The organism is Kushneria indalinina DSM 14324, assembly GCF_003385845.1.
GTDB classification, from domain to species: domain Bacteria; phylum Pseudomonadota; class Gammaproteobacteria; order Pseudomonadales; family Halomonadaceae; genus Kushneria; species Kushneria indalinina.
The window spans coordinates 1,118,608-1,132,022 of record NZ_QRDJ01000006.1 but is presented as its reverse complement, the minus strand read 5'-3'; the positions used below and the strand labels follow the sequence as shown (position 1 = coordinate 1,132,022).

The 13,415-nt window shown below is 55.3% G+C and carries 16 protein-coding genes; 14 read left to right on the top strand and 2 right to left on the bottom strand.

Annotation, left to right across the window (positions count from 1 at the left end):
- Positions 1–134 precede the first annotated feature (134 nt).
- From C8D72_RS05300 to C8D72_RS05245, 12 genes are all read left to right on the top strand, one after another.
- Positions 135–743: a riboflavin synthase subunit alpha gene (locus tag C8D72_RS05300; RefSeq protein WP_115853306.1), complete on the top strand. Its 609-nt coding sequence runs from the start codon at positions 135–137 to the stop codon at positions 741–743.
- A gap of 126 nt (positions 744–869) precedes the next feature.
- Complete coding sequence (locus C8D72_RS05295) at positions 870–1,421, top strand: adenine phosphoribosyltransferase (protein ID WP_115853305.1); 552 nt, start codon at positions 870–872, stop codon at positions 1,419–1,421.
- Positions 1,422–1,461: 40 nt separating this feature from the next.
- On the top strand, positions 1,462–1,950 hold the full coding sequence (gpt, locus tag C8D72_RS05290; RefSeq protein ID WP_115853304.1) for a xanthine phosphoribosyltransferase: 489 nt from the start codon (positions 1,462–1,464) through the stop codon (positions 1,948–1,950).
- Between the two features lie 2 nt (positions 1,951–1,952).
- Positions 1,953–2,654, top strand: coding sequence for a uracil-DNA glycosylase (gene ung, locus C8D72_RS05285; RefSeq protein ID WP_115853303.1), 702 nt, complete (start codon positions 1,953–1,955; stop codon positions 2,652–2,654).
- Between the two features lie 150 nt (positions 2,655–2,804).
- Positions 2,805–3,434, top strand: a complete 630-nt coding sequence (gene upp / locus C8D72_RS05280; protein ID WP_115853302.1) for a uracil phosphoribosyltransferase — start codon at positions 2,805–2,807, stop codon at positions 3,432–3,434.
- Between the two features lie 8 nt (positions 3,435–3,442).
- Positions 3,443–4,024: a molybdenum cofactor guanylyltransferase MobA gene (gene mobA / locus C8D72_RS05275; protein ID WP_115853301.1), complete on the top strand. Its 582-nt coding sequence runs from the start codon at positions 3,443–3,445 to the stop codon at positions 4,022–4,024.
- Between the two features lie 73 nt (positions 4,025–4,097).
- The gene (gene mobB, locus C8D72_RS05270; RefSeq protein WP_115853300.1) at positions 4,098–4,664 is read left to right on the top strand and encodes a molybdopterin-guanine dinucleotide biosynthesis protein B; all 567 of its coding nucleotides are present in this window, start codon (positions 4,098–4,100) and stop codon (positions 4,662–4,664) included.
- Complete coding sequence (locus tag C8D72_RS05265; protein ID WP_170140505.1) at positions 4,657–5,892, top strand: molybdopterin molybdotransferase MoeA; 1,236 nt, start codon at positions 4,657–4,659, stop codon at positions 5,890–5,892. Before mobB ends, C8D72_RS05265 begins: the two co-directional genes overlap by 8 nt.
- Complete coding sequence (gene moaC, locus C8D72_RS05260; protein ID WP_115853298.1) at positions 5,889–6,692, top strand: cyclic pyranopterin monophosphate synthase MoaC; 804 nt, start codon at positions 5,889–5,891, stop codon at positions 6,690–6,692. Before C8D72_RS05265 ends, moaC begins: the two co-directional genes overlap by 4 nt.
- Complete coding sequence (moaE, locus tag C8D72_RS05255) at positions 6,661–7,167, top strand: molybdopterin synthase catalytic subunit MoaE (protein WP_425453256.1); 507 nt, start codon at positions 6,661–6,663, stop codon at positions 7,165–7,167. The genes moaC and moaE overlap by 32 nt, the downstream gene beginning before the upstream one ends.
- Positions 7,164–8,153, top strand: coding sequence for a GTP 3',8-cyclase MoaA (gene moaA / locus C8D72_RS05250; RefSeq protein WP_115853296.1), 990 nt, complete (start codon positions 7,164–7,166; stop codon positions 8,151–8,153). The genes moaE and moaA overlap by 4 nt, the downstream gene beginning before the upstream one ends.
- A gap of 126 nt (positions 8,154–8,279) precedes the next feature.
- Positions 8,280–8,570 (top strand): H-NS family histone-like protein, encoded by a 291-nt coding sequence (locus tag C8D72_RS05245; RefSeq protein WP_086622989.1) that lies wholly within the window; start codon positions 8,280–8,282, stop codon positions 8,568–8,570.
- Positions 8,571–8,663: 93 nt separating this feature from the next.
- Here C8D72_RS05245 and C8D72_RS05240 read toward each other — a convergent pair whose 3' ends face one another.
- Positions 8,664–10,310 (bottom strand): ribonuclease J, encoded by a 1,647-nt coding sequence (locus C8D72_RS05240; RefSeq protein WP_115853295.1) that lies wholly within the window; start codon positions 10,308–10,310, stop codon positions 8,664–8,666.
- A 122-nt stretch (positions 10,311–10,432) separates the two neighbouring features.
- Between C8D72_RS05240 and purU the strand changes: the two genes are divergently transcribed.
- The gene (gene purU / locus C8D72_RS05235) at positions 10,433–11,287 is read left to right on the top strand and encodes a formyltetrahydrofolate deformylase (protein WP_115853294.1); all 855 of its coding nucleotides are present in this window, start codon (positions 10,433–10,435) and stop codon (positions 11,285–11,287) included.
- A 30-nt stretch (positions 11,288–11,317) separates the two neighbouring features.
- On the opposite strand, the gene dinB is transcribed toward purU, so the two are convergent.
- The gene (gene dinB, locus C8D72_RS05230) at positions 11,318–12,361 is read right to left on the bottom strand and encodes a DNA polymerase IV (RefSeq protein ID WP_115853293.1); all 1,044 of its coding nucleotides are present in this window, start codon (positions 12,359–12,361) and stop codon (positions 11,318–11,320) included.
- 440 nt (positions 12,362–12,801) lie between these two features.
- Here dinB and C8D72_RS05225 point away from each other — a divergent pair, with 440 nt between their 5' ends.
- On the top strand, positions 12,802–13,185 hold the full coding sequence (locus C8D72_RS05225; RefSeq protein WP_115853292.1) for a histone-like nucleoid-structuring protein, MvaT/MvaU family: 384 nt from the start codon (positions 12,802–12,804) through the stop codon (positions 13,183–13,185).
- Positions 13,186–13,415 lie beyond the last annotated feature (230 nt).

The window sequence follows — 13,415 nt, the reverse complement described above, 5'->3', positions numbered from 1 at the left end:
ATACTTGATACAGCGTTCTTTCGCGTCATAAGTACCCTATAGCGCAGCTATATGGACAGACCATCGGCCATGCCGGGTGACAGCGCGCACGGAACAGGCGAGTATGGTCATTTTCATCTATCAGTGAGGCCATCATGTTTACCGGTATCGTACAGGGCATGGCCCGGATGGTAGCCATCGAACGCCTGGAGGGGCTCAATCGTCATGTGATCGACATGCCCGCGCCGCTTCTTGAAGGGCTGGCCCATGGCGCCTCGGTCGCGCACAACGGTTGCTGTCTGAGCGTCACGACCATCGATGGGTCGCACATCGGTTTTGATCTCATGCGTGAAACCCTGGCGCTGACCAATCTGGGTGCGCTGGAGGTCGGAGATTATGTGAATGTAGAGCGAGCGGCACGTTTGGGTGACGAGATCGGTGGTCATGCGATGTCGGGGCATGTCATGTGCATGGCGACGCTGGTGTCACGCGAGGATGCGCCCAACAACTGCCGTCTCTGGTTCGAGCTGCCGCAGCAGTGGACGAAATTTCTGTTCGACAAGGGTTATATCGGGGTGGATGGCATCAGCCTGACCATCGGTGAGGTCAGGGGCCACCAGTTTTGTGTCAACCTGATTCCCGATACGTTGGCACGTACCGTGATCGGCACTCGCGGCGTCGGTGATCAGGTCAATATCGAAATTGACCCCCAGACACAGACCATTGTCGAGACTGTCGAGCGCGTTCTTGCTGCAAGAGCGTGAAATTGCATGCCGATGTGGCCTGTGCGGGTCGCTTGCACGGGCGCCATTGGGTAAAATGTTCAGCGTTTATATAAAGCGACCGGCAACGACCGGTCGTTTTGCATATGGGTCGACGAGAGATTGAACGTGGCGACAAGTATTTACGGCGACTATATCAAGTCGGTGATTCGTACCGTGAAGGATTGGCCGGAACCCGGTGTCAACTTTCGCGACATTACGCCGGTACTGCAAAACAGTGCTGCCTTTCGAAAACTGATCGATAGCTTCGTTCACCGATATCAGGAGCTTGATATCGATGCGATCGCAGCGATCGATGCGCGTGGATTCATTATTGGCGCGCCACTGGCCTACGAGCTGGGATGCAGCTTCGTACCAGTGCGGAAAAAGGGCAAGCTGCCGTTTCGTACCATCAGCGAAACCTACAGCCTCGAGTATGGTGAGTCGACCGTGGAGCTGCATTCCGATGCGTTTCAAAAGGGCGACAGGATCCTGCTGGTGGACGATCTGATTGCCACGGGGGGCACCATGCTGGCCGCTGCCCGGCTGATCGAGCGCAGCGGCGGCATCATCGTTGAGACGGCAGCCATCATTGATCTGCCCGAGCTTGGCGGCGGTGACATGATTCGCGCCGAAGGCTACAGCGTCTTTGCGGCCTGCACCTTCACCGAAGACGAATAGGCAGGGCAGACGTGTCTTCCTTGACGCACAGGATATTTCAATGAGTACCGAGCGCTATCATAACCAGTTCACCATCTCCTGGGACCGCCTTCATCGCGACGTGCGCATGCTGTGTCATCAGCTCATGGAACGTGACTTCAAGGGTATTGTGGCCGTCACCCGCGGTGGCCTGATTCCGGCGGCCCTGATCGCACGCGAGCTTGATATCCGCCTGATCGATACGGTCTGCATCAAAAGCTATGAGCATATGGAGCAGAGCAGCATCAATGTGCTCAAGGGCATCGATCATGATGGCGATGGCTGGCTTTTAGTGGATGATCTGGTCGATACCGGCAAGACGGCCGGCGCGGTGCGTGAGATGTTGCCTCGCGCGCATTTCGTGACCATCTACGCCAAGCCGGAAGGGCGCCCGATGGTGGATCAGTATCTCACCGAAGTGGCGCAGGATACCTGGATCCAGTTCCCATGGGACATGGGCATCTCCTTTGTCGAGCCGCTGGTGGATCAGTTTCGTACCCGCAAGGAGTAATCATGGCCCTGCCGCTGCCCGAGAGCTGGCATCGCTACCTTGGTGACGAGGTGGATGCTCCCTACATGCAGGCGCTGAAAGGCTTTTTGCGTCATGAAAAGGATCAGCGCAAGGTCATCTATCCGGCCTCCGAGCACTGGTTTCGTGCCTTTGAACTGACACCGCTGGAAAATGTCAGGGTCGTCATTCTGGGGCAGGACCCCTACCACGGGCCGGGTCAGGCACATGGCCTGTGTTTTTCGGTGCGCCCGGAAGTGGCCATTCCGCCCTCTCTTGTCAATATCTACAAGGAGCTGCAAGGCGATGATGTGGCCTTTGAGCCGGTCAATCACGGCTTTCTGGAAAGCTGGGCGCGCCAGGGGGTGCTGCTGCTCAACAGTGTGCTGACCGTCGAGCGAGGACAGGCCGCTTCACATCGCGGGCAGGGCTGGGAGACCTTTACGGATCGGGCCATCGAAGCGATTAACGAGCACTGCTCGCACGTCGTTTTTCTGCTCTGGGGCAGCTATGCCCAGAAAAAGGCGGCCTTCGTGGATCGAACGAAGCATCTGGTGCTTCATGCGCCCCATCCTTCACCGCTGGCGGCACACCGCGGTTTTTTTGGCTCTCATCATTTCTCGAAAGCCAATGCCTTTCTGACGCAAAAGGGTGAAACGCCCATCGACTGGCGTCTACCTTCGCTTGAGCAACTGTCCGGCGCTTAATTAGCGTCATGGCAATGTGTCAATATGTCCTCTGTTGTCGGCGCGTGGAGACTTAACCGTCTCTGTGCGCCGGAGTAGAATAGGGGGCACTTGCGCTGTTCAACCTGTAAAAAGGACAGCGATATTCTTCTATCAGGCCGTATATCCATCATGAATGTTCATACCATTGATCACCCTCTCGTCAAACACAAGCTTGGACTGCTGCGGGGTGCGGGGATCAGTACCAAGCACTTTCGCGAGCTGGCCAATGAGCTTGCGACCCTTTTGACCTATGAGGCCACCAAGGGGCTGGAGCTAGGTGATGAAACCATCGAAGGCTGGAGCGGCAAGCCGCTCAAGGTTCAGCAGATCAGGGGCAAGAAGGTCACGGTCGTGCCGATCCTGCGCGCCGGTCTGGGGATGCTCGATGGTGTGACAACGCTTCTGCCGAGTGCCCGTATCAGCGTCGTGGGTCTCTATCGCAATGAGGAGACCTTCGAGCCGGTCCCCTATTTCGAAAAGTTTGTGCAGGATCTGGACGAGCGCCTGGCAATTGTCATCGACCCGATGCTTGCCACCGGCGGCTCGATGGCCGCAACGCTTGATATGCTCAAGGCCAAGGGCTGTCGCCAGATCAAGGTGATCGTGCTGGTGGCAACGCCTGAAGGCATCGCACGCGTCTCCCGTTCGCATCCCGAGATCGAGCTCTATACGGCGGCGGTCGATGAAGGCCTCGACAGCCATGGCTATATCGTTCCCGGGCTCGGTGATGCCGGTGACAAGATCTTCGGCACGCGCTGACAGTGACCATGGAGAACCGGGCGTGTATTACCGGCGTGGTACTGGCCGGTGGTCTGGGACGCCGCATGGGAGGCGTCGACAAGGGGCTGGTCGAGGCGGCCGGTCGGCCATTGGTCAGTCATGTGCTGGCAACGATCGCGCCTCAGGTATCGCAGGTCATGATCAATGCCAATCGCCATCATGAGGAGTATGCATCGCTGGGTTATCCGGTGATTTCTGATGTCGTCACGGGCAGCGCCGGGCCGCTGGCAGGCTTTCACGCCGCGCTCAGAGCAGCCTCAACGCCACTGGTATTGATGGTGCCCTGTGATACGCCGGCGCTTCCCGCCACACTGGTAGAAGCGCTCTGGACTACACTCACGGACCGTGAGGTGGACATCGCCTATGCCAGTGATCATGAGCGTGCCCATCCTGCGGTTGTCCTCATGAAGCGTGAGCTGGCAGACGATCTCGAGCAGTGGTTGGTCAGCGGTGGTCGCAAGATTGATCAGTGGTATGCACGTCATCCGCATGCATCCTGTCATTTTGATGATGCGCGGGCCTTTATCAACATCAATACACTCAACGACAGGGATGCCTTTGGCCAATGATCATGTCACGGGTCATGCAGGGCCGGGCCTGATATCAGGCAGGTAACCGTGTCGCTTTTTTCTGGCAGGTACCATGACGCAGCTGACCCTTTCCGACATTGATACACCGCTTCTGGGCATCGCGGCCTGGAGTGGTACGGGCAAGACAACGCTGCTGGAAGCCCTTCTACCCGCCTTGCGCTCGAGCGGTCTCAATGTGGCCGTGATCAAGCATGCCCATCATGACTTTGATGTCGATGTTCCCGGCAAGGACAGCCATCGTCTGCGAACGGCGGGGGCTGCGCCAATGCTGGTCGCCTCCGGAAAACGGTTTGCCCTGATGATGGAAACTCCCGGTCAGGAGGAGCCCTGCCTGCTGACACTGCTGGATCAGGTGCTGATGCTGGGACCGGATCTTGTACTGATCGAGGGGTTCAAGCAGTGGTCACTGCCCAAGCTTGAGCTTTATCGTGAAGCCGTGGGCAAGTCACTGCGCGCCTTTGAAGATCCCTGGGTTCGTGCGGTGGCCACCACCGATGAGGTGGCTTTGCCCCAGGGCGTTGAGCGCCTGAACCTTGATGACCACGCCGCCTTGCTGGATTGGCTGGTTGCCTGGCCTTCCCGGTGGCATGCCATGGCGCAGGGGCCGCGTCATGAGTGATTGTTTTGGCAGCAGCGGGGCGCTTCTTGATGTCAGCGAGATGCTGGCGCATATCAGGGCCGCTGCGCCCATGCCGGTGGGCCGGGAGCATGTGCCTCTGGCGCAGGCTGTCGACCGGATACTTGCCGCGCCGATCGTGGCCACGCTGCCGCTGCCACGCTATACCGCCTCTGCCATGGATGGCATTGCCTTCGCGTATCAGGACCGACGATGTTTCAGGCTGGTAGGAGAGGCCCTGGCCGGGCATCCCTTTGATGCCGCGGTGGCTCCGGGTGAGGCGGTGTCCATTACCACGGGCGCACCGCTGCCGGCCGGCTGCGATACGGTGGTCATGGCAGAAGATATTATCGTCACCGGTGAGTGGGCCAAGCTCTCTCGACCTGAAGCGGTCGGGCAGGGGCAGAACATTCGCCATGCCGGCGAAGAAGTTGCCGTTGGAGACAGCGTTCTTTCGCCCGGCACGCCTCTGGGGCCTGCCCAGCTCGGTATGGCAGCCTCACTCGGTCATGAGTACATCGAGGTGCACTGCCGGCCGAAAGTCGCTATTTTTTCCAGTGGTGACGAACTCCGACGTGCCGGGGACGTCGAAGATGCTGCGCCTTCCCTGTTTGATGCCAATGCCTTTAGCCTTGCGGCCTGTCTGAAGCGCTGGGGAGCGGACGTTGTCATGACCGATATACTGCCTGACAGTCTTGAGGACAGCGTGAGCCGTCTTTCAAGCGCCAGCAGGCAGGCTGATCTGATCATTACTTCGGGAGGGGTGTCAGCAGGTCAGGCCGATTTGATGCGTGCCGCCATTCAGCAGCTTGGGCAGGTAACCTCATGGCGTGTCGCCATGCGGCCGGGCAAGCCGATGGCCTTTGGCCATATTGAACAGATACCGTTTTTTGGCCTGCCGGGCAATCCCGTGGCAGCACTGGTCACCCTCATGCAGTTTGTGCAGCCCCTGTTTCGTCAGCTTTGCGGGATGACCCACTGGGAAGCCGTTAAATGGCATGCCATCAGCGAGCAGTCCCTGAAGGGGCGTTTCGGCCGTCTGGATCTCTTGAGAGGTCGCTATCATATCGATGCTCAGGGCGTCATCAGTGTCAGCGCTCTTAAGGAGCAGGGCTCGCACCGTTTGAGTTCACTTTATGACGCCAACTGCCTGATAGAGCTGCCTGCCGATATGGAGGCCTGTGATGCCGGCACGCCCGTGACCATACAACCGCTTGGAGAATTGATATGACATTGACCCACCTTAACGAACGGGGTGAGGCGAGCATGGTCGATGTATCGGACAAGCAGAGCAGCCATCGTGAAGCCGTGGCCAGCGGTCGCATTGTCATGCAGCCCGAGACATTGAAACTTCTCGCCGACGGCAGCATGCCCAAGGGAGATGTACTGACGACAGCGCGTATTGCCGGCATTCAGGCGGCCAAACGCACGCATGAGCTGATCCCGTTGTGTCATGCTCTGATGCTTTCAAAGGTGACGGTGGATTTTGAGCTCGATACGGCTGCTCACTGTGTGCGGGTCAGTGCCTTTTGCCGTCTCGGTGGGCGCACAGGCGTGGAAATGGAGGCGCTGACGGCAGTTTCCGTGGCCTGTCTGACGCTTTATGACATGTGCAAGGCCGTGGATCGTGGCATGGAAATCATGGACGTGCGCCTTGAGCATAAAAGCGGTGGTCAGTCGGGTGTCTGGGAAAGAAAGGCATCGCCGGAAACAGTATCCAGTGACACGGTGGCGCCTGTCGCTGACACTACCGATCTTTCAGATAAATCGAATGAAAGCCCCATTGAGATACGCTTTTTTGCCGAACTCAGAGAACGCCTGGGTATCGAAAAATTGAGTGTTTTACCAGGGCATCTATCGTCTCCTACACTGAGGGGACTAAAGGAGTGGGTAAAGTCGCAGGTTGATGCGCCGCAGGCACTGGATCAGCCGCGCCTGCTGTGTGCTGTCAATCACGATATGGTACAGGGGGATATCACCATAAATCCCGGCGATGAGGTTGCCTTTTTCCCACCCGTTACCGGAGGCTGATCATGATTGTCAGAAAAAATGCATGATTAGGATACAGCATGAGCCCTTCGATATTGGTGCCCTTTACAAGGGGCTTTCAGAAGGCAGCCACAATACCGGTGCAGTGGTCAGTTTCGTTGGTCGGGTCAGGGATTTCAATGAATCACCTGAGGTCACGGCACTGTCGCTTGAGCATTATCCTGGCATGACCGAAAGGGCGCTGGAAAATGTGGTTGAGCGGGCGCAGGGTCGCTGGGAGATCAATGATGCGATCATTGTGCATCGTATCGGTTATATGACACCGGGAGACGATATCGTGGCCGTACTTGTCAGTACGGCGCACCGTCATGCAGCTTTTGAAGCCTGCGCTTTTATCATGGATTTTTTAAAGACCAGTGCGCCCTTTTGGAAAAAAGAACATACCCAAAGTGGTGCTTACTGGGTCAGTGAGCGTGAAAGCGATCTGGCGTCGTTGAAGCGCTGGGAGCAGCAATGAGTGAATTGATTGATGATTTTGATCGTCGTATCAAATACGTCCGCATCTCTGTAACGGATCGCTGCGATTTTCGCTGCGTCTATTGCATGAGTGAGGAAATGACCTTTCTCCCGCGTGATCAGGTGCTTTCCATTGAGGAAATCTCGCTTGTCGCGCAGGCATTTACAGAGCTGGGCGTGGAGAAGATCCGCTTGACCGGCGGTGAGCCCCTGGTACGACGCAATATCGATGAACTGGTCGGCAATATCGGTGCACTGGAAGGCCTTCGTGACTTCACCATGACCACCAATGGAGCGCAACTGAGAAAGTATGCGTCGTCGCTGCGTGAGTCGGGGATGCAGCGACTCAATATCAGCCTCGATTCCCTGAAACCGGAGCGTTTCAAGGAGCTTACCCGGACCGGGAATCTCGAGAAGGTTATCGACGGTATTCACGCTGCAAAAGAGGCAGGCTTTGAGCGTATCAAGCTCAATGCTGTCATTCTCAAGGGGCGAAATGATGATGAGATACCCGATCTGGTAGAGTTCGCTCGCGATGAAGGGATCGATATCAGCTTTATCGAAGAAATGCCACTGGGTGATGTATCAGAGCATTCACGTCAGGAGACCTTTTGCTCCAGCGATGAGGTGCGTTCGGTCATAGAAACCCGCTATCCGTTGCTGCACTCTGCCGAAAATTCAGGAGGGCCATCGCGTTACTACCGCATGGCTGACAGCAACTCAAGAATCGGGTTTATTTCTCCTCATAGTCATAACTTTTGCGACACTTGCAACAGAGTGCGTGTGACCTGCGAGGGCAGGCTGCTGCTGTGCCTGGGCAATGAGCACTCCACGGATTTACGTGAGGTCATCCGCGAAAACCCGGGTGAAATAGAGCCTCTGAAGCAAAGAATTCGTGAGTCGATGTCTCTCAAGCCTCATCGCCATCATTTTACGACCGATGGCGATGTGCAGATTGTCAGATTCATGAATATGACAGGGGGCTAGAACGTCCTGCTTTTATGAAAAAAGGGCCGACACATGTTGGCCCTTTTCTTTATATTGAATAATTGCTAACCCTTTTTCAGGGTATATACTACTCGAGGCATATGTCTTTTATTTGGAGTGCTTGATATGTCGACAGAAACACTGGAAAAGATCGCTCGCAACAAGAATGTAGCAAGGGCTGCGGCGCGTCAATTGAGTATGGAGCAGTTGAGCAAGCTGTCTGAAATCATTGATGAGGTCATGACACAAAAGCAGGAAGAGGAACAAAAGCGACGTCAGGAAGAGGCGAGCAAGGAACAGAAACTTGCCGAAATCCGTGCTGCCATGACGGATGCCGGTTTGTCTGTTAATGACCTTGTCGGCAACGAGCAGCCAAGGAAGCGTCGGGGTCGGCCACCCAAGGATGCCAATGCCTGACTATCCTTGCTGTTCAAGCGTGCCTCTTTTACCTGTCACTCTCTCCTTGCGAAAAGCCGTGATGGCTACACGGCTTTTATAATGGGTATGCCACTATTCATGTAGCGTTGTATCGACGACATCAATTGTGACTCTGGATGATTGTCGAAGCTGCTCCTTGAGCCAGTGGTTGGCCATCTCCTCAAGCAAATGTGCCAATTCCCGGGCAGAACGTGCAGTCATGCCTTCCAGGGTGATATCTACCCAATCTCCCAGCGTTTCCTCATCCACGAAGGCGCTGATCTGACTGTCGATCAGCATCCTGCCTATACGTTGCCACTGTCCCGTGTCAGTCTGGTAAGTAACCGGTAGCACAATGACCGTATCGTTTTGACGATTTGAGGGTTTTCTTGCCCGCTTGCGCTGGGAAATGATGATCGGTGAGAGGGGTAGTGTCTCTTCGGTCGTCATGCGCTTGCCATTCCAGCGCAGCCACTGTCCGTTAACGGGAAGTATCGAGCTCTTGATGCCCAGCGTATCCGCAATGTCACAGTGCGCCTGTTGGTGTGCGCTTTCGCCATGCACGGGCAATAGATGCGCCGGTTTGACCCACTGATACAGGCTGATTAGCTCGTCACGCCCGGGGTGGCCCGAGGCGTGCAGGCCCGGATGCGTCTCATCGCTGAAAACGTGGGCGCCTCTTTGCGTGAACGCCTGCTGTAGCCGTGTGACGGCCCTTTCATTGCCCGGGATGGCTCGAGAGGAAAAGATGATGCAGTCACCGGGTTCGATCTCAAGAGCAGAGTGCTGATTGGCCGCCAGGCGGGAGAGAGCGGCGCGAGGTTCTCCTTGGCTTCCGGTTGCCAGAATCAAAGTCTCTTCAGAAGGGAGGTAGCCGATATCGGATAGAGGCACCGTGTCCGGAAAGTCTTCCAGATAGCCCAGCTCACGCCCCAGACGCACCATTTTTTCCATTGCCCTGCCCAGCAGAGCGATGCGCCGGTGGTGGCGACGTGCGGCAAGTCCTGTGGCCAGAATGCGTGCCAGATTACTGGCAAAGCAACTGACCACGATACGACCTTCACGGCCCGCCATGAGCTGTTCAAGTGTGGCGGCCACCTCGCTTTCACTGCGTGAATGGTCTTCCACCATGGCATTGGTAGAGTCGCCTACCACAAGGTCGACAGGCGCAATACGCGTGAAGTCCTGTTCGCGGGTCCGAGCGCCCAGCAGGGGGCGGGGATCAATTTTCCAGTCACCGGTGTGCAGAATGCGGTGACGGTCTACTTCAAGCAGCAGCGAAACGCTTTCCGGTATGGAGTGCGCAACATTGAGGCTTTGCACCGAGAAGGGGCCTGCATCGAAGCGAGCGCCCGGGGTAAAGGTACGAATGGCATCGGTTGCCAGGCCCTGCTCGACAAGCTTTTGGCGTGCAATCCCGGCTGCCAGAGGTGTTGCATGTATCGGACAGCCAAAGCGTGGCCATAGCCAGCCCAGTGCGCCAAGATGATCTTCATGGCCATGGGTGATGACAATGGCTTCGGGGTGAATACCAAGCGTTGCCAGCGAAGAGATATCGGGAATCTGCAAGGGAGTATCTGGAAGGTCCTGACGCAGGGCCATGCCGCAATCGACGATCAGCCATCGAGACTGAAAGCCGTAAAGCATCAGGTTCATGCCGATTTCACCGCAGCCGCCAAGCGGTAATATTTCAATCTCAGAGCGGCGACGGGGGCGAACTTGTACGCGTGTCTGATCCATGGCGGGTCCGGCGATAGTTTGATATCAACTATACGCAACGCATCAGGTGCTCACAACGAACACTGCTCAAAAGCATCTGAATTCGCTACAATTCCTGTCTTTGACCAAGTAGCGTGATCCCGATGTCCCTTTGCCGTTTAGTGGTAACCTGTCCTGATCGTGTTGGTATTGTCGCGCGTGTTTCGTCGTTTATCGCCGAGCAGGGTGGCTCTATTACCGAAGCCAATCAGCATTCCGATCTGGAAACCGGGCGCTTTTTCATGCGCTATGAAGTCGAGACCCGGAACATGAATGCTGACAGCGATACCTTTCGCCAGGCCTTTGCCCACATTGCCGAAGAGTTTGAGATGCAGTGGCAATGGCGCGATGGTGAGCAAAGGCGCCGGCGTTTGATGATCATGGTGTCTCGTGAGTCTCACTGCCTGGTGGATCTATTGTATCGATGGACGGCCGGTGAACTTGACTGCGAGATCGCAGGCGTGATCTCCAACCATGAAGACATGCGCAGCGTGGTCGAATGGCACGGTATCGACTATCACCATGTCCCGGTATCAGCCGATGACAAGGCGTCTGCTTTCTCGAGTGTCGAAAAAATTATTGAAGACAGCCGAGCTGATACGATCGTGCTGGCACGTTACATGCAGATCATTCCGCCTTCGTTGTGTGAACGCTACAGTGGGCAGATTATTAACATCCATCATAGCTTTCTGCCGTCCTTTGCTGGGGCAAGACCCTATCATCAGGCCCATACCCGTGGGGTCAAGCTGATCGGTGCTACCTGTCACTATGTCACTCAGGAGCTGGATGCCGGGCCGATCATCGAACAGGACATTCAGCGTGTCACCCACTGTCATACGACGGGTGACCTGGTGCGGCTGGGACGGGACATAGAAAAATCTGTACTGGCACGCGGCGTACGCTGGCATTTACAGGACCGCGTGTTGATCGACGGCAACAAGACAGTCGTTTTTTCCTGAGCGTGATTCCATCGGCAGCTGGTTCATGATTTAAAAAAGACCCAGCTGTCGCTGCGCGTCCTCTGATGCCAGCCGTACCCCGACGCCAAGCAGCCTGACCGGGCGCTCCACTCGCTGCCAGGCCGTATCAAAAAGTGGCAGAAAGCTTTCCAGCTCAGGCGTTTGCCCTGCAGTTTCCATCGTCGTAATTGAAAAGTCGTCAAAGCGTATTTTGACGAAAAGCTTGTTGATGGCCGGGTTTTGATTGCGCGCCATGCGTTCCTCCAGGCGCGTCACTAGCTCGGTTATCTTTTCCCGGCACGCAGCCATGCTGGGAAGATCGCGGTCAAACGTGGTTTCAACGCTGATGGACTTTCGCTCCCTTTCTACCTTGACCGGCCGCTCATCTATGCCGCGCGATAGCTCATGAAGCCGTACGCCGAACTTGCCGAATTCTTCCAGAAGTACCGGAAGCTCAACGGCTCTTAGTTCCTTGCAGGTATGTATTCCCTGAGCTTCAAGCTTTTTGGCCGTGGCCGGCCCTACCCCATGAAGCTTTGTGATGGGCAACTGGTCCAGAAATCCGCTGACCTGGCTGGGCGTGATGGTATAGAGGCCGTTAGGCTTTCGCCAATCGCTGGCTATCTTGGCGAGAAACTTGTTGGGAGCAACGCCCACGGAAATGGTAATTCCCACGCGCTGTTGTACTTCCTGTTTGAGCCATTGCGCCATCCAGGTGGCACTGCCCTGCATGCGCTCGACATGCGTGACATCCAGAAATGCCTCATCAAGCGATAGCGGTTCAATGAGAGGGGTCAGCTGGCGGAATATATCCTGCACCTGATGCGAGGCCTGCCGGTACTTGTCAAAGTCGGGACTCAAGCGTTGCAGATGAGGACAAAGCCTTTTGGCATGTGCCATCGACATGGCCGAGTGTATGCCATATTCGCGGGCCGGATAATTACATGTGGCCACGACCCCCCTGTGTTCCGCGCGCCCACCGATTACTAACGGAACGTCTCGCAGGGAAGGGTTATCGCGCATCTCGACTGCTGCATAGAAGCAGTCACAGTCAGCGTGAAGTATCTTTCGCATTGAGAATCTTGGAAGTGGCTGTATGGATATACATACTACAGCTCCGATAGTCTGTAAATGCTTCATGTTTCTTCATGAAGGTTGTGTTGTCCTGAATTGCTATCCGTCATGCCACACTGTAAATGCCTTTCTGCTCAAGTATTGATAATGGCTATTACCATGGTGCTAAATTGATCAAGGTGAGAGGGTGAAAACCGGGCATCTAATATTGTTTCTTCATTATTGACGATGGTTCGGCAGGACTTTCTAATATCGCGTATGGCGGGTATGGCACAGTTATATATCATCAATTGCGGCTGAAGAGGTTGTTGGCGCCAGTTTTCACTTTAAAGTGCTCTTTTTTTGACGTATTATCCGATTAACCAGAGGTTAAAACTATTTTAATAGGCCGCGGGGTCAGCATCTCGTCAAGGGATGTGTATTAACTGAAGAGGTCGGTAATGTCGCTGTTAAATGAATATATGAAAAAAGAACAACTGCTCAAGCAGCTGCGCGATGAGCTGCAGCAGCTGGAGCAGGATCAAAGGCTCAAGGGAGAGCTTGAGTTCAAGGAAAAGCTTGAGCAACTCATGCAGTCTCACGACAAGACGGCCGCTGATGTCATTGAGCTCCTCAATCCTGATAGCGAACAGTCAACTGCAAGGCAGCCATCTTCTTCCGAGAGTCAGGGAGCGGGTCGACGCAAGCGCAAGCTGAAGGTGTACCGTAACCCGCATACCGGTGATGTCGTGGAAACCCGTGGCGGCAACCAGAAAACGCTCAAGGCCTGGAAGGAAGAGTACGGTAACGATACGGTTGAACAGTGGCTTGAGCGTACCGAGTAGTTTTTTCTTTTCAGAAGGGCCGTCCTGACGGCCCTTTTTTTATATCTATAGTTTGATACTGGCGTGGTGGGTGGGCGAGACAATATTACCCTGTAGCTCTATTGTGCTGTCATGACTTTCAGTAGCAGCTTCAGATATATGATCTGTTTTGCAAAAGTATCAGATCGACCATTGATTAAAACACTCAGTAGCCAGCCGGGGCGCAGTCTAAACTCCTTTTCATGAGTTCT